The sequence below is a fragment of the Streptomyces sp. NPDC008137 genome (genome assembly GCF_042957035.1).
Taxonomy (GTDB): Bacteria; Actinomycetota; Actinomycetes; order Streptomycetales; family Streptomycetaceae; genus Streptomyces.
In genome coordinates, this window is sequence record NZ_JBIBHN010000022.1 from 93349 (window position 1) to 108500 (window position 15152).

General features: G+C 71.5%; 13 protein-coding genes. 6 read left to right on the top strand and 7 right to left on the bottom strand.

Annotated elements, in window-relative coordinates; translation table 11 throughout:
- Nucleotides 1–244: 244 nt before the first annotated feature.
- Nucleotides 245–817 (bottom strand): RNA 2',3'-cyclic phosphodiesterase, encoded by a 573-nt coding sequence (gene thpR / locus ACFZBT_RS28775; protein ID WP_391109311.1) that lies wholly within the window; start codon nt 815–817, stop codon nt 245–247.
- A gap of 25 nt (nt 818–842) precedes the next feature.
- On the opposite strand from thpR, the gene ACFZBT_RS28780 reads away from it, so the two are divergent.
- Both ACFZBT_RS28780 and ACFZBT_RS28785 read left to right on the top strand, forming a co-directional pair.
- Complete coding sequence (locus ACFZBT_RS28780) at nt 843–1364, top strand: GNAT family N-acetyltransferase (RefSeq protein WP_391109313.1); 522 nt, start codon at nt 843–845, stop codon at nt 1362–1364.
- A gap of 98 nt (nt 1365–1462) precedes the next feature.
- Entirely contained in the window at nt 1463–2050 is a 588-nt protein-coding gene (locus ACFZBT_RS28785) for a Uma2 family endonuclease (protein WP_391109316.1), read from the top strand.
- A gap of 20 nt (nt 2051–2070) precedes the next feature.
- Here the strand turns inward: ACFZBT_RS28785 and ACFZBT_RS28790 are convergent, their stop codons facing one another.
- Both ACFZBT_RS28790 and ACFZBT_RS28795 read right to left on the bottom strand, forming a co-directional pair.
- Complete coding sequence (locus ACFZBT_RS28790; protein ID WP_391109318.1) at nt 2071–3453, bottom strand: MFS transporter; 1383 nt, start codon at nt 3451–3453, stop codon at nt 2071–2073.
- A 27-nt stretch (nt 3454–3480) separates the two neighbouring features.
- Nucleotides 3481–3918, bottom strand: coding sequence for a MarR family winged helix-turn-helix transcriptional regulator (locus ACFZBT_RS28795; RefSeq protein WP_215120700.1), 438 nt, complete (start codon nt 3916–3918; stop codon nt 3481–3483).
- A gap of 154 nt (nt 3919–4072) precedes the next feature.
- Between ACFZBT_RS28795 and ACFZBT_RS28800 the strand changes: the two genes are divergently transcribed.
- Nucleotides 4073–4255, top strand: coding sequence for a ribbon-helix-helix protein, CopG family (locus ACFZBT_RS28800; protein WP_391109322.1), 183 nt, complete (start codon nt 4073–4075; stop codon nt 4253–4255).
- Between the two features lie 39 nt (nt 4256–4294).
- Here the strand turns inward: ACFZBT_RS28800 and ACFZBT_RS28805 are convergent, their stop codons facing one another.
- Nucleotides 4295–5746: a solute carrier family 23 protein gene (locus ACFZBT_RS28805; RefSeq protein ID WP_391109324.1), complete on the bottom strand. Its 1452-nt coding sequence runs from the start codon at nt 5744–5746 to the stop codon at nt 4295–4297.
- 117 nt (nt 5747–5863) lie between these two features.
- On the opposite strand from ACFZBT_RS28805, the gene ACFZBT_RS28810 reads away from it, so the two are divergent.
- The 3 genes from ACFZBT_RS28810 (at nt 5864) to ACFZBT_RS28820 (ending at nt 9871) form a co-directional block, all read left to right on the top strand.
- Complete coding sequence (locus tag ACFZBT_RS28810) at nt 5864–6139, top strand: DUF2530 domain-containing protein (protein ID WP_391109327.1); 276 nt, start codon at nt 5864–5866, stop codon at nt 6137–6139.
- A gap of 376 nt (nt 6140–6515) precedes the next feature.
- Nucleotides 6516–7343: a methyltransferase domain-containing protein gene (locus tag ACFZBT_RS28815; RefSeq protein WP_391109330.1), complete on the top strand. Its 828-nt coding sequence runs from the start codon at nt 6516–6518 to the stop codon at nt 7341–7343.
- A 134-nt stretch (nt 7344–7477) separates the two neighbouring features.
- Nucleotides 7478–9871, top strand: a complete 2394-nt coding sequence (locus ACFZBT_RS28820; protein ID WP_391109332.1) for an HAD-IC family P-type ATPase — start codon at nt 7478–7480, stop codon at nt 9869–9871.
- Nucleotides 9872–9879: 8 nt separating this feature from the next.
- Here ACFZBT_RS28820 and ACFZBT_RS28825 read toward each other — a convergent pair whose 3' ends face one another.
- The 3 genes from ACFZBT_RS28825 to ACFZBT_RS28835 all read right to left on the bottom strand — a co-directional run bounded on the left by ACFZBT_RS28825 (nt 9880) and on the right by ACFZBT_RS28835 (nt 15070).
- Entirely contained in the window at nt 9880–10734 is an 855-nt protein-coding gene (locus ACFZBT_RS28825; protein WP_391109335.1) for a hypothetical protein, read from the bottom strand.
- Between the two features lie 170 nt (nt 10735–10904).
- Complete coding sequence (locus ACFZBT_RS28830; protein WP_391109337.1) at nt 10905–14039, bottom strand: sacsin N-terminal ATP-binding-like domain-containing protein; 3135 nt, start codon at nt 14037–14039, stop codon at nt 10905–10907.
- Nucleotides 14040–14140: 101 nt separating this feature from the next.
- Nucleotides 14141–15070, bottom strand: coding sequence for a DUF3027 domain-containing protein (locus ACFZBT_RS28835; protein WP_391109340.1), 930 nt, complete (start codon nt 15068–15070; stop codon nt 14141–14143).
- Between the last annotated feature and the right edge of the window lie 82 nt (nt 15071–15152).

Sequence of the window (15152 nt, forward strand, 5' to 3'; positions counted from 1 at the left end):
GGGGGCGCGCCCGCGCCGCCCTGCGCGGGGTCGCGCCCCGGTGGGGGGGGGGGCTGGGGGCGGGGCGGGGGGGGGGGGGGGGGGGGCGCCCCCCCCCCCCCCCGCCCCGCGGCCGGCGAACAGCCGTCCGCAGTTGCCCGCCGCCTACCTCCCCAGCGCGGAAGCCAAGGCGACAACGAGAAACATCAGCACGAGCACACCGGCCATGATCCGGTTACGGGTTTTCGGGTCCACGGCACCGAGCCTAACCGGCACCTCCGAGCGCCCACCGACCGACCGCCTCATACCGGGGCTGCTCCCCCGGAACCCCCGACGTCGGCAGATTGCTCCGCACCAGCGCCAGCTCGCCCACCGTCCAGGTCCGGCCCGTGAACCCGGCCAGGGCGTCCAGGTACGCGCGCACGTCCCGCGCCTCCCGGCTCCTCGCGATCGTCAGATGGGCCTTGTACCGCCGGTGCTCCCCCATCGGCACCCCCGCCTTCCGCGCCGCCGCCTCGGCCCGGTCGGCCAGCAGCCGCAGGGTCGCCAGATCGCCCTCGGCCCCGGCCCACAGCGCCCGCCCGTGCCCGAACTGACCGCCGCCCCGCACGGCCAGGGCAAACGGCTCGGTACGGCGCGCGGCCCGCTCCAGCCGCTCCGACAGCTCGGGGACGAGATCGTCGTCGACCTCACCGTAGAACGCGAGGGTGAAGTGCCAGCCAGGGCGGCCGGTCCAGCGCATGCCGTCGGCGCCGGGCAGCCCGCGCAACCGGTCGACCACGGAGCCGAGTTCACGGCACACCTCGTCGGGGGGCAGCACGGCCGCGAAGAGTCTCATGGCCCCAGCCTGGCACCATGAGGCCATGCGGATCACCATCCGGGACGGCGGGCCCGACGACATTCCCGCGATACTCGGCATGCTCGACAGCTGCGTGGAATGGCTGGTCTCCCAGGGCCGCACGGGGCAGTGGGGGACACGGCCCCTGTCGCAGCGCCCGAAGACGGTGGAGTCGGTCGACCGGTACATGGCGGAGGGGAGCACCTTCATGGCCGACGTCGACGGCGTCCCCGCCGGCACCCTCACCCTCACCGACTCGGCGGGCGCCTACCTGTCCCACCTCTCGCCGCCCGGCGAACCCGAGCGCTACATCCACTGGCTCGCCTCCGACCGCCGCTTCAAGGGCCACGGCGTGGGCGGCGCCCTGCTCGACCACGCCGCCGAGGAGACCCGCCGGGCCGGAGTGGGCCTTCTCCGGGTGGACTGCTACGCCGGCGACGACGGCAAGCTCGTCCACTACTACGAGTCCAACGGCTTCACCCGGACCGAGTCCTTCACGGTCGGCGAGAACGACTGGCCGGGACAGTTGCTGGCCCGCAGGGTGTAGGACAGCCCCGCCGGCCCGGGCGTGTCCCGGTCACCGTGCGTATCGTTGTACCGCGCGGCCGGGTCCATCCGCGGGTGCGGCCGGGGAGGAGCGCCACGATGACCGTCCTTGACGACAGGATCGAGATGGCCGACACCAGCGGCGAACTCACCCTCGACATGATGTTCGAGTGGGTGGAGACGATGCCCGTCCCCGAGGGTTACAAGGTCGAGATCGTCGGGGGGAACATCTTCATGGCGCCTCAGCGGGCCACTCACTGGGACATCATCCTGAACATCGTCGAGCAGCTGCGCGCCAAGTATCCGCGCAAGCGGCTGAGGTCTGACGTCCGAGTCGACTACCCGGGCCACCTCAACGGCTTCGCCTCCGACGTGACCGTGATGGCGGAGGCCGCGGCGGAGAACGCCAAGGGGCTGTTGCGCTACCAGGACGTCGAGTTCGTCGCCGAGGTGATCTCCAGGAAGACCGCGGCGAACGACTACGGGCCCAAGAAGGACGCCTACGCCGCGGCCGGCGTGCCCGTGTACCTGATCGTGGACCCGTACACCGGCCGCTGGCATCTGCACACCAAGCCCAAGGACGGCGAGTACCGGGGCGAGCTGAGCCTGGACTTCGGGGACGAGATCGACCTGACGGGCACCGTGGTCGGACTCGTCCTCGAAACCGGCGAGTTCCCCCGGGACTGAGGCCCGCGACTGACGCCGCCCTACGCCGCCGGAGCCAGTGCCTCCCGCCGCTCCCGGGGGACGAACCGCACCCGTGGGTGGCCCTGGTGCCAGCCCACCGACAGCCGCAGATTGCCGACGCGGGCCAGGATCAGACCGATCACGGCCGCCGCCACCGCCGCCACCGCACCGCCCGCCGCGAGGCCCACCCGGGCGCCGTACGTATCGGTGATCCAGCCGACGATCGGGGCGCCGACCGGGGACCCGCCGAGGAAGACCATCATGTAGAGGGCCATGACACGGCCGCGCATGGCCGGGTCCGTGGACATCTGGATGCTGGTGTTCGTCGTGACGTTGACCGTCATCCCGAACAGACCCAGCGGCACCATGAGCAGGGCGAACAGCCACAGCGTCGGCGTCGTCGCCGCCACGATCTCCAGCGCGCCGAAGACCAGGGCAGCGGCGATCAGCAGCCGCAGCCGGGCGGTCCCGCGCCGTGCGGCGAGCAGCGCGCCCGCGACCGAACCCACCGCCATCAGCGTGTTGAACATGCTGTAGGCGCCGGCGCCCGCGTGGAACACGTCGTCCGCGAAGGCCGAGAGGTAGACGGGGAAGTTGAAGGCGAAGGTGCCGACGAAACCGACCAGGACGATCGGCCAGATCAGCTCCGGGCGGCCGGTGACATAGCGGACGCCCTCCCGTAGCTGCCCCTTGCCGCGCGGGGCACGCTCCACGGCGTGCAGCTCGCGGGCCCGCATCAGCAGCAGGCCGGTGAGCGGCGCGACGAAGGACAGGCCGTTGAAGAGGAAGGCGTAGCCGGTGCCGACGCCGGTGATCAGCAGACCCGCCACAGCCGGACCGACCAGCCGGGCGGACTGGAAGTTGGCGGAGTTCAGGCTGACGGCGTTCTGCAGCTGCCCGGGCCCGACCAGTTCGGAGACGAAGGACTGCCGGGCCGGGTTGTCGACGACCGTGGCCAGGCCCATCGCGAAGGCGGCGACGTACACGTGCCACACCTGGACATGGCCGGTGAGGGTGAGGACGGCGAGGGCGAGGGCGGTGAGGCCCATCGACGACTGGGTGACGAGCAGGGTGGGCCGCTTGCGCAGCCGGTCGACGAGGACACCGCCGTAGAGGCCGAAGAGCAGCATCGGCAGGAACTGCAGCGCGGTCGTTATGCCGACGGCGGCGGAGGAGCCGGTGAGGCTGAGGACCAGCCAGTCCTGGGCGATGCGCTGCATCCAGGTGCCGATGTTGGAGACGACCTGTCCCAGGAAGAACAGGCGGTAGTTCCTCACCTTCAGGGAGGAGAACATCGAGGACTTGCGAGCGGGCCCGGCGTCGGAGGCGGAGGAATCGGGGGTGGGCGGGGAGTCGTGGGGATCAGGTGCGGGGACGGAAGCTGCTCCGGGTCCCGTACTCAAAGGGGTTCGCCTCCTTGCTGTGACGACTTACAGGTGCGCGAGCTTCTCCAGCACGGGGGCGGCGGCGCGGAGTTTCGCCCACTCGTCCTCGTCGAGGTCCTCGACCAGGGTGGCCAGGAACGCGTTCCGCTTGCGGCGGCTCTCCTCGAGCATCGTTTCCGCCTGCTCGGTGCGCGTCACGACCTTCTGGCGCCGGTCCTCGGGGTGCGGCTCCAGACGGACCAGCCCCTTCGCCTCCAGCAGCGCCACGATGCGGGTCATCGACGGCGGCTGGACGTGTTCCTTGCGGGCGAGCTCGCCCGGTGTGGCCCTGCCGCAGAGGGACAGGGTGCCGAGCACCGACATCTCGGTGGGGCTGAGCGACTCGTCGACACGCTGGTGTTTGAGCCGACGGGACAGCCGCATCACGGCGGATCGGAGGGAATTCACGGCGGCTACGTCGTCGCCATGGCTGAGGTCCGGCATGTTCTTTAGCTTAACTCATTACTCTCGCTAAAGAACACCGGGGACACGCAGAAAGACCCGTGACCCTGGCCACTTACCCGTGACATCACTCATATGGGTGATGCGGCGGCGGAACGCTACCCACCGCACCGAAGGATGCCGCGACCCTCATGCCATGGGGACCAGCGTGCTCAGCCTGCGAATAGACCACGACCTGCTCGACCGGCTCCGGCACCATGCCGCGAAAAGGGGAATGAGCGTCCAGGACTATGTCGTCCGGACGCTCATTCGAGATGACTTCGACGAACGGTTCCAGGCCGCGGTCGAGGAGACGGAAAGGTTCTACGGAGTCACCTGAGAACCCGGCCCCGGCCTACCTGGCAACCCCGGCCCCGGCTCACGTGAGCCCCAGCGCGGGCATCAGGTAGTAGAACGCGAACACCGCCGCCACCGCGTACATCGCGGTCGGAACCTCCCGGCCCCGGCCGGCCGCCAGGCGCAGCACCACGAAGGTGATGAAGCCCATGCCGATGCCGTTGGTGATCGAGTACGTGAACGGCATCATCAGCATCGTCACGAAGGCCGGGACGGCGATCGTGTAGTCCGCCCAGTCGATCTCCTTGACCGAGCCGGACAGGATCAGGAAGCCGACCGCGACCAGGGCCGGGGTGGCGGCCTGGGACGGCACCATCGTGGCGACCGGCGTCAGGAAGAGGGCAAGGGCGAAGAGCCCGCCGGTGACGACGTTGGCCAGACCGGTGCGAGCCCCCTCGCCAACACCCGCCGTCGACTCGACGAAGGCGGTCGTGGCCGACGACGAACTCGCACCACCGGCGGCGACCGCGAAGCCGTCCACCAGCAGCACCTTGTTGATGCCGGGCATCTGCCCCTGCGCGTCCGTCAGCTTCGCCTCGTCGGAGACGCCCATGATCGTGCCCATCGCGTCGAAGAAGCACGACAGCAGCACGGTGAAGACGAAGAGCACGCCGGTCAGCATGCCGACCTTCTCGAAGCCACCGAACAGACTGACCTGCCCCACCAACCCGAAGTCAGGACTGGCGACGGGATTCCCGGGCCACTTCGGAGTGGTCAGCCCCCAACTCGGCACATCGACCACGGCCTCGATCACCACCGCGACCACCGTCATGGCGACGATCGAGATCAGGATCGCCCCGGACACCTTGCGCACGATCAGCGCGAGCGTCAGCAGCACCCCCAGCACGAAGACCAGCACCGGCCAGCCGTTGAGATGACCGTCGCCACCCAGCTGCAGCGGCACGGTCGTCTGCGCGGCATCCGGAATGCGCGAAACAAAACCGGCGTCGACGAGGCCGATCAGCATGATGAACAGACCGATACCGATCGAAATGGCCTTGCGCAGCCCGAAGGGCACGGCGTTCATGACCCGCTCGCGCAACCCGGTCGCGACCAGCAACATCACAACAAACCCGGCGAGGACCACCATGCCCATCGCATCCGGCCAGGACATACGCGGAGCCAGCTGAAGCGCGACAACCGAATTCACACCCAGCCCGGCGGCGAGCGCGATGGGCACATTGCCGATGACGCCCATGAGAAGGGTGGTGAAGGCCGCCGTGAGGGCCGTGGCGGTGACCAGCTGCCCGTTGTCGAGCTGATGGCCGTACATGTCCTTCGCGCTGCCGAGAATGATCGGATTCAGCACGATGATGTAGGCCATCGCGAAGAAGGTGGCGAGACCGCCCCGGACCTCGCGGGACAGGGTGCTGCCCCGCTCGGAGATCCGGAAGAAGCGGTCGAGTGCGCCGTACGTGGGCCCGGCTCCCGGCTGTTCAGGGGCGGGGGCCTGGGCGGGAGCCGAGGACGACATGCGTTTGGCGTTTCCTACGAAGAGAAGTGGTCAGACACAAACCGTTTCAGTATGAACATATAAACCCCCGAACGACCATCTCCGCGCGTAGACCTGATCGCCTCGTAAGCTGTCCCCATGGCGAAGTGGACCCCCAGGCACGAGGCGCCGGAGCCCTTGGAGGGCCCCGTGGTCGCCACCATCACCGGCGGCACGATTCTGTGGTTCGTCCTCTTCCTGGTTCAGCTCCCCTTCTATGGCTGGTTCGACGACCACGGCCACACCTGGTGGGTGTGGACGTGCCTGGCCGGGGCCGGGCTCGGCCTGATCGGCATCTGGTACGTCCGCAAGCGCGATGCCGCGATCAAGCGGGCCGCGGCCCAGGCCCCGACAGCGAGCCCCTCGGCTCAGTAGCCCGGCGTGGGTGCTGGGGTCGGGTGGGTGCGCAGCCCGGCGTGACGGGGTGCTGCTGCGCCCACCCGTGCCGCCCTTAGCGGCACGCATGCCCGCAGCTGGGGCGGCACGCATGCCCGCAGCTGGGGCGGTGCGCATGCCCGCAGCGGCGGGCGCCGGACGGACGCAAGGGGACGTGTCGGGGGGTGTCCGCCCGCAGCGGTTGTCGCGTCAACGAACAGTCAGTCGGTATGGCACCCCATCGCGACGTTCCGAGGACGGACACCCCCCGGCGCGGCCCCGACCCCCCACGAATCCGCAGGCGCCGACGCGACACCCGCCCTCCCCCTCTCTACGCTCAAAAGGAACCACCGCCGAACCGGTGAGGAGCGACGCCATGACGACGCAGCACAACGCGGTCGACGCCGACCGGGCTCTGAAGGCCAAGCACCGCGCGATGTGGGCCCAGGGCGACTACCCCTCCCTGGCCGCCGAGGTCATCCCCGGCCTGGGAGCGGTCCTGGTCGAGGCATGCGGGGTACGCCCCGGCCACCGCGTACTGGACGTCGGCGCCGGCAGCGGCAACGCCGCCATCCCGGCGGCCCTGGCCGGCGCGGACGTCATCGCCTCCGACCTGACCCCGGAACTGTTCGCGGCAGGCCGCCTCGCGGCCGAGAAACAGGGCGCCACCCTCACCTGGCAGGAGGCCGACGCCGAGGCCCTGCCCTTCGCCGACGCGGCATTCGACACCGTGCTGTCCTGCGTCGGCGTCATGTTCGCCCCGCACCACCAGCAGGCAGCCGACGAACTCGTCCGCGTCTGCCGGCCCGGCGGCACCATCGGCCTCCTGAGCTGGACACCCCAGGGCTTCATCGGCCGGATGTTCGCCACGATGAAGCCGTACGCGCCCCCACCCCCACCCGGCGCCCAGCCGCCCCCGCTCTGGGGAGACGAGAACCACGTACGCGCCCTCCTCGGCGACCGCGACCGGGTCACGGACGTACACGCCGAGCGCGGCACCGCCAGGGTCGACCGCTTCGCGACGCCCGAGGCGTTCCGGGACTACTTCAAGGAGCGCTACGGCCCGACGATCGCCGTCTACAAGAACATCGCCGACGACCCCGACCGCGTCGCCGCCCTGGACCGCGCCCTGGTGGATCTCGGTCACGACGGCGCGGCCCGGGAGTGGGAGTACCTCCTGCTCACCGCCCGCCGGGCAGGCTGACGGACAGGCCGACGGACAGGTCGACGGACGCATACAACTGCCGTACGACCAGGGCACTACACCCCTCCTCCCCAGGTCGGACCTTCCCCACATTCAGCAGGTGAAGCGGCAAATCCGCACGTACCGTCGAATGCATGACGCATCTCGACGCGGGTGCCCGGCTCGACTCCGCAGGACCGGCGCGGGTCACCTCCCCGGTGACCGGCCTGACCGGTGCTCAGGTCGCCGAACGCGTGGCGCGCGGCGAGGTCAACGACGTACCGGTGCGCAGCAGCCGCTCCACCGTCGACATCGTCCGCGCGAACGTCTTCACCCGCTTCAACGCGATTATCGGCATCCTGTGGCTGATCATGCTGGTCGTCGCGCCGATCCAGGACAGCCTGTTCGGCTTCGTGATCCTCGCCAACACCGGCATCGGGATCGTGCAGGAGTGGCGGGCGAAGAAGACGCTGGACTCCCTCGCGCTGATCGGCGAGGTCAGACCCACCGTCCGCCGTGACGGAGCCGCCACCCGAATCAGCACGTCCGAGATCGTCCTCGACGACCTGATAGAGATCGCTCCCGGCGACAAGGTCGTCGTCGACGGCGTCTGCGCGGAGGCCGACAGCCTCGAGATCGACGAGTCGCTGCTCACCGGCGAGGCCGACCCGGTCGTCAAACGCCCCGGCGACCAGGTGATGTCGGGCAGTTTCGTGGTCGCGGGCGGCGGCGCCTTCCAGGCGACGAAGGTCGGCCGGGAGGCCTACGCCGCCCAGCTCGCCGAGGAGGCCTCGCGCTTCACCCTCGTCCAGTCCGAGCTGCGCTCCGGCATCTCGACGATCCTCAAGTACGTCACGTGGATGATGGTCCCGACCGCGATCGGCCTGGTCGTCAGCCAGCTGTTCGTGAAGGAGAACGCCTTCGACGACTCCGTCGCCCGCACGGTCGGCGGCATCGTCCCGATGGTCCCCGAGGGCTTGGTCCTGCTCACCTCCGTCGCCTTCGCCATCGGCGTCATCCGCCTCGGCCGCAAGCAGTGCCTGGTCCAGGAACTACCCGCGATCGAGGGCCTGGCCCGGGTCGACACGGTCTGCCTCGACAAGACCGGCACCCTCACCGAGGGCGGCATGGACGTCACGGAGCTGCGCCCGCTCCAGGACGCCGACGAGACGTACGTACGACAGGTCCTCGGCGCCCTCGGCGAATCGGACCCGCGCCCGAACGCCTCCCTGAAGGCGATCATCGACGCCTACCCGGACGGCGAGCAGTGGCGCTGCACCCAGGCGCTGCCCTTCTCCTCGGCCCGCAAGTACAGCGGCGCAGCGTTCGCCGAGACCGACGGCCGGACGAGCACCTGGCTGCTCGGGGCACCCGACGTCCTGCTGCCCGACGACGACCCCGCCCTCGCGGAGACAGGCCGGCTGAACGAACAGGGCCTACGGGTGCTGCTGCTCGTCCGCGTCGCACGCGACCTCGACGACGCCGAGGTGACCGAGGGGGCGAAGCCCACCGCGCTGGTCGTCCTGGAGCAGCGGCTGCGCCCGGACGCGGCCGACACCCTGCGCTACTTCGCCGACCAGAACGTCAAGGCCAAGGTCATCTCCGGCGACAACGCGGTATCGGTAGGCGCGGTGGCGGCCAAGCTCGGACTCTCCGGAACCACGATCGACGCCCGCCGGCTCCCCGCCGACCAGGACGGGATGGCCGACGCCCTCGACGACAGCACGGTGTTCGGGCGGGTCACCCCGCAGCAGAAGCGGACCATGGTGGGCGCGCTGCAGTCCCGCGGGCACACGGTCGCGATGACGGGTGACGGGGTGAACGACGTCCTCGCCCTGAAGGACGCCGACATCGGCGTGGCGATGGGCTCGGGCTCGGAGGCGACCCGGGCGGTGGCGCAGATCGTGCTGCTGAACAACAGCTTCGCCACGCTGCCTTCGGTGGTGGCCGAGGGCCGCCGGGTGATCGGCAACATCTCGCGCGTGGCGACGCTGTTCCTCGTCAAGACGGTGTACTCGGTGCTGCTGGCCGTCCTGGTGGTCTGCTCACAGGTCGAGTACCCGTTCCTGCCACGCCACCTGACTCTGCTCTCCACGCTGACGATCGGTGTCCCCGCGTTCTTCCTCGCGCTCGCGCCCAACAAGGAGCGTGCGAGGCCGAACTTCGTGCGGCGGGTCATGCGGTACGCGATCCCGGGCGGAGTGGTGGCAGCGCTGGCGACGTTCGCGACGTATCTCATCGCCCGGGAGCACTACACGGGCGCGGGCGCGCTGGACGCGGAGACCAGCGCCGCGACGCTGACCCTCTTCCTGATCTCGATGTGGGTCCTGGCGATCATCGCCCGCCCCTACACCTGGTGGCGCATCGGCCTGGTGGCGTCGATGGCCGGGGCGTTCCTGCTGGTCCTGGTGGTCCCATGGCTCCAGCACTTCTTCGCGCTGAAGCTGGTCGGCATGACCATGCCGTGGGTCGCGGTCGGCATCGCGGCGGTGGCGGCGGCCACCCTGGAACTCACGTGGAGATGGGTGGACCGCCGCGTTCCCGCATAGCGCCGGGTCTACTGCACGTCGACGAAGTCGCCCGTGGCGTTGACCGCCGGGGTGGTCGTCGTGCCCGCGAAGGAGTAGCGGAAGTAACCATCGGCCGACGCCTTGACCGTGGTCTTCAGCTCACCGGTGGAGTTCGACTTGATGGTCTTCACCGTCGTGTAGGTGCTGGAGTTCTTCTTGCGGAACTGCAGCTTCACCGACTGGTTGGTGTAGCCGTGGTACTTGTTGTCGTCCCAGTTGGCCCGGGACAGCTTGCCGGTGACGGTGATGGTCTTGCCCTTCTTCACCGGCTCGGGCGAGGCGTTGACCGTCAGCTTCGAGTACCGCTGGACTCGGACGGCTCCGAGACCGTCCTGGACCTTGGAGTCCTCTTCGCCCGCGATGGCGAGGCCGCCCGCGTTCCACGTGCCGGCCTCGTCGCTCGACAGGTCGCCGTCGGCGGGGCGAATGGTGATGACGCCCTTGCAGCTGAGCTTGGTCGACGAGGTGGCGGTGCAGGTCGCCGGGTCGTCGCTGATCAGCATGTTGGTCGCGGTGGCCCCCGAGCTGCCCTTGTAGATGAGCGGGCCGTTGGCGAAGTTGTCGGCGCTGGTGTCCAGGTCGGCGGGGTGCGTCAGGGTGTAAGTGACCGGGACCCTGACCGCGTTCGTGGTACCGACGACTATGTTCTTGCCGCCGTTCACCTTCATGTTCGAGAAGGTGACATCGAGATCGGCGGCGGCGGTGACGCCGCCGACGGTGGCCGCACCGAAGGCGGTCCTGCCCGACGCCCAGGGCGCGTCGGCGGCCTGCGCCGCCGGCACGGCGAAGGCGGAAAGGGCCAGGGCGCCGGTGACGGCGGCCACGGTGGCTCGGATGCGCATGCGTTCTCCAGGTGGAGAGGGGCCCCGGCGCTCGTCGTCGGCTCCTGGGGCCCAAGTGATCGTGGAGTCTGTTGACTCAGGTGATCAGATACGCGACGGATGCGCATGGTTGTGCGACGAGTGAAAACTTTGTGCGGAAGTTTTCACCAGCCGCCCGAGCCCCTTGAGCCTCAGTCGAACCACCGATCCCGCGCCAACTCCTCCGTCCGCGACGGATCCTCCAGCAGCGCCGCCACCTCGAACCGCCGCGGCCACTGCCCGGCCGCCCAGGCCAGACCCGCGGCCACGCCCTCCAGGGTGGCGGCGTGCAGGACGCCGTCGTTCGTCAGGCGCCAGTCGATCTCCACGCCGTCGACGACGAGTTCCTCGTGCTCGACGTAGGAGGCCGGGGTCAGCCGGCCGAGCAGCACCCGCACCGGCTCCGGTACGTCGTGCTCGACACCCTCGGAGCCGACCGCCCCAGTGACGGACTCGCTGAGGCGCCGCACCTGGAACAGCTCGGCCAGCTCGGCGGCCCGGGCGGGGCGGACCGGCAGCAGGGGGACGCCCGAGGTGAAGGGGAGGAGGTCGGGCGAGTCGACGACCACGGCCTCGGCCGCGTCCACGACCTCCACCCGGCCGTCGACGACCGCGCGCAGCTCGTCCGGCAGGGTCACCTGCTCGGGATCCAGATCCGCCAAGGCCCCGTACAGGGCGTGCAGCTGGGCGTCCGCCACCTCGCGCTCGGGATCGGCGAGCCGGTCGAGCAGCTCGGCGGCGCCGCCGGGCTCGTCCAGCAGCGCGGCGACGGACGTCCGTACGCCCAGCGCCCGCAGCACCTGTTCGTCCTCGAAGCCGGTGGCGTCGGCCTCGTCGTAGAGACCGCGCAGCAGCGGGTCGCCACCGGCGGCGCGCAGTCCGGCCGGGCGGCGGCCGTCGAGCACCGGGTTCCCGCGGAGCCACCACGCCGCGTACGGACGTACGACCTCGTGTGTCCCGTCGTGCAGCAGGATCCGCACGGGCTGGACGATGGCGTCCCGGAAGGGCGGCCGCGACAGCAGGGCCAGGGCCTGGGCCCACTTGTCCTCGTCGACCAGGTCCAGGTCCCGTACGGCGATGATCTCCGTGGCGACCGGCGGGACCGGGCTGTCCGGGAAGCGGTCGAGGATGTCCTCGCACCACACGTCGACGGCGTCCAGCAGGCCCGCGTCGTCGGGCTCGGCGAAGTCGCCCTCGCGGGGCTCCAGTTCGTCCGGGTCGAGGACGACGTCGGTGGCGCGGACGAGCGCGAAGTCCACCAGGACCCCGCAGGCCGCGAGCGGCTGCTCGCCCCACCGGTCGGCCAGTTCGGTGTCCACGGCGGCGAGTTCGCCCTCGCGCATCACCTGGGCGAAGGGGCCGCCGGGGAAGACGAGTTCGCAGGCGGGGGCCGGTTCGCCGTCCTCGTCGGGCAGGGCGAGGGCGCCGAGCCAGGGCTCGTCACCGGGCTCCAGGCCGGCGTCCCGGACCAGTGCGAGCACGGTGTCGGCCAGTTCCTCGGCGTCGAGGGTGTCCTCTTCCCAGTTCACCCCGCCCTCGTCGTCCAGGGACGCGGCGACGGCAGCCCTCACCTGCGGGGTGGTGAGCACGGCACGCGGGGTCGCGGGCAGGGCGCCGAGCTTCTCCAGGAGCGGGTGGGCGGCGTCCGGGTGGGCGACCTTCAGGCCGAGCCGGGCCAGCACCTCGGGGTCGATACCGGCGGCCTCCGCGCTGGGCAGGAGGACCTGCCGGGGGCCGATCGTCGTACGCCCGTCGGCAAGCGGCACCGGGAGGCCCGACAGCCGGTCGGGGTCCACCCCGGCGAGGCTGTCGTAGAGCCGCCGCCACCAGCCGGGGTCCTTCTCCAGCCCGGCCAGCCGGTCGATCGCGTCGGTCAGCGGGACGCGGGCGACGCCCAGGGTCCGCAGCTCGGCGCGCCGCTCGAGACCGCCGGGCAGCAGGGTGGGCAGCACCTCGGCGAGGACCCGGACGGTGTCCGCGCCCGCGCCCTCGACGATCTCGGCGTCCCGGGGCCGCAGGGACTCGGGCAGGTCGTCGTCCCCCTCCTGCTCACGGCGCTCGGCGGCGGGCGGGAGAAACGGCGTCCGCGGCAGCCGCTCCAGGATCGCCCGGCGCAGGGCGCCGTCCAGCTCGGCCTTGCCGAGCGGGCCGGGCACGAGGCCGATGATCCCGGCGGTCACGGGCCGCCAGTCGCCGAGGAGTTCGGTGTACGCGTCGGCCGCGCGCTGGACGAGGAAGTCGGTCAGCGGCCCGGGGGCGGCGTGCCGGCGGGTGGAGTCCAGCGGGAACGAGGCGATGAGCAGCGCCGGGACCCCGAGCGGCTCGTCGCTGGGCGTGGGGGCGTGCACGACCGGGCTGGTGCGGGGCCGGGCCGGGCTGCCGTCGCTGTCGACGGGCACGGCCCAGGTGACGGACCACCGCGGCCGCAGCCGCTCCTCGACGGGCCGGTCGGCGAGCAGCTCGGGGGTGAGCGGGCCGTGTGCGACGGCGGTCCGCCAGTGGGTGACGCCGCCCTCGGAGTCGTCGACGACGGTGAAGGCCCCGTCGGTGCGGCGGGTGAGGGTCCTGGGGCTCTCCCCGTTGACCTCCACGACGACCTCTTCGAGGCCGGGGAGGGCGAGCAGCAGCGCGTCGTCGACGGCGTGCAGCAGCCGCTCGGCGAGGTCGGCGGCGGGGTCGTCGCGCAGGGGCAGGATGACAGCGGTGTCGTACGGGGCGGGGGCGGTGCCCTCGGCGGCGAACGGCAGTCGCAGCAGCGGTACGTGCCCGTCACGCCGCCGGACCTCGTCCCCGAGTCCGGGGCTGTGCCGGGCGGTCTCGGCGGCAAGGTCGCGTGCCTCGGCGAGGGACCAGCGCACCCCGCCGTGCCGGCCGACGACGGCGGGCTCGTCGGTGACGGACAGGACGGCGGCGAAGCCGACACCGAAGCGTCCGACGGCCTGCTCCTGGGTCTCCCGTTTCGCCGACGCCCGCAGCGTGGACAGCGACTCGACACCGGCCGCGTCCAGGGGTGCCCCCGTGTTGGCGGCGACGAGAACGCCGTCCCGCAGGGTGAGCCGCAAGCGCCCCGGCACTCCGGCCCGGGCCGCGGCGTCGGCGGCGTTCTGGGCGAGCTCGACGACGAGCCGGTCCCGGTAGCCGCCGAGGACCAGGTCCTCCTCGGCGTTGGCGTCCTCACGGAACCGGGCGGGGCTGGTGGCCCAGGCGTCGAGGACCCCGCGGCGCAGGCGGGCGGTACCGAACGGATCGGCCCCCTCAGCGGCGGGCCGCACGAACTTGCTGCTCACGTTCCGTACCTTCTCCTCGTCGGCGTGAGGACGAAGGTACCGCCTGTGGAGCGGGGGGTGCGCGCCCGCCCGGCGCTACCGGCTCCGGAACGCGCGGGCCGCTACGAGTGGCCCAGTTCCTCCGAGTCCTCGTCCGCCGTCGCCGCCACCGAGCCCGAGTCCGGTGCCGGGCGCAGCGGGAACGGGTCGACCCGGGTCTCGTCGATGACCGGGGAGGGCGGCTGCGGGGGGCGGGGCATGACCGCGGCCTCGGAGTGGCCGCCGCAGCCGTAGGTGAGTGAGACGAGGCGGCCGTCGGCCGGGGAGAACTCGTTGGCGCAGACGCCGAAGGCCTGGCCGAGGGAGCCGCCGATGGGGGCGAGGAAGCCGCAGGTGACGCAGGCCGCCGGGGCCGACTGGGCCATGGGCGTCTTGGGGCCGAACGCCTCCTCCCAGCGGTCGGCCGCAGTGTACAGGCCGTAGCGGGACAGGACGCGGGCCCGGCGCATGCCGAGCTCCTCCGCCACTCCGGTGATGGAGCCGCGGGACGGGACGACCGGGAGGAAGCCGGACGGGGGGCCCGCGGCGACGTCCGCGTCCTCGGCCTCCACCAGGTCGGCCAGCTCGTGCGAGACGGGGGAATTCGGCGCCGGCTCGTCCTCTCCCGTGTAGCCGGGCTCCAGACGCAGGTCCTCGGCGTCCGTGGGCAGCAGATCGCCCGGCCCCATGTCGCCGGGGCGCAGCCGCTCGCTCCACGGCACCCACTCGGGCGCGAGCACCGCGTCCGGGCCGGGCAGCAGCGCCGCCTCGTCCACCGTGACGATCTTCGCCCGGGACGCCCGGGCCACCGTCACGGCCCAGCGCCAGCCCCGGTACCCCAGCTCCCGGCACTCGAAGAAGTGCGTGACAACGCGGTCTCCCTCGGAGACCGCCCCCACGTGCTCGCCGACGATCCCTGGCGCCGCGGCCTCCTCGGCTGCGGCGCGCGCGAGGTCGACGGCCTCGGCGCACAGGCGGTCAGGGGTGCGGCTTCGCGTTGTCGCTGCGCTCACAGGTATCGCTTCTCTCCATACGCCGTCTCACGAGTGCGCCACTCCCAGCGCGGGGGCGGACGGAGCGGACCGGGGGACCGCG

Bases quoted from the DNA above. Each gene is read 5' to 3' on its own strand.
- ACFZBT_RS28795 (WP_215120700.1), bottom strand. From the start codon at position 3,918: ATGCCGGACCTCAGCCATGGCGACGACGTAGCCGCCGTGAATTCCCTC.
- ACFZBT_RS28825 (WP_391109335.1), bottom strand. From the start codon at position 10,734: ATGCGCATCCGAGCCACCGTGGCCGCCGTCACCGGCGCCCTGGCCCTT.
- ACFZBT_RS28810 (WP_391109327.1), top strand. From the start codon at position 5,864: ATGGCGAAGTGGACCCCCAGGCACGAGGCGCCGGAGCCCTTGGAGGGC.
- ACFZBT_RS28785 (WP_391109316.1), top strand. From the start codon at position 1,463: ATGACCGTCCTTGACGACAGGATCGAGATGGCCGACACCAGCGGCGAA.
- ACFZBT_RS28815 (WP_391109330.1), top strand. From the start codon at position 6,516: ATGACGACGCAGCACAACGCGGTCGACGCCGACCGGGCTCTGAAGGCC.
- ACFZBT_RS28805 (WP_391109324.1), bottom strand. From the start codon at position 5,746: ATGTCGTCCTCGGCTCCCGCCCAGGCCCCCGCCCCTGAACAGCCGGGA.
- ACFZBT_RS28780 (WP_391109313.1), top strand. From the start codon at position 843: ATGCGGATCACCATCCGGGACGGCGGGCCCGACGACATTCCCGCGATA.
- thpR (WP_391109311.1), bottom strand. From the start codon at position 817: ATGAGACTCTTCGCGGCCGTGCTGCCCCCCGACGAGGTGTGCCGTGAA.
- ACFZBT_RS28820 (WP_391109332.1), top strand. From the start codon at position 7,478: ATGACGCATCTCGACGCGGGTGCCCGGCTCGACTCCGCAGGACCGGCG.
- ACFZBT_RS28800 (WP_391109322.1), top strand. From the start codon at position 4,073: ATGGGGACCAGCGTGCTCAGCCTGCGAATAGACCACGACCTGCTCGAC.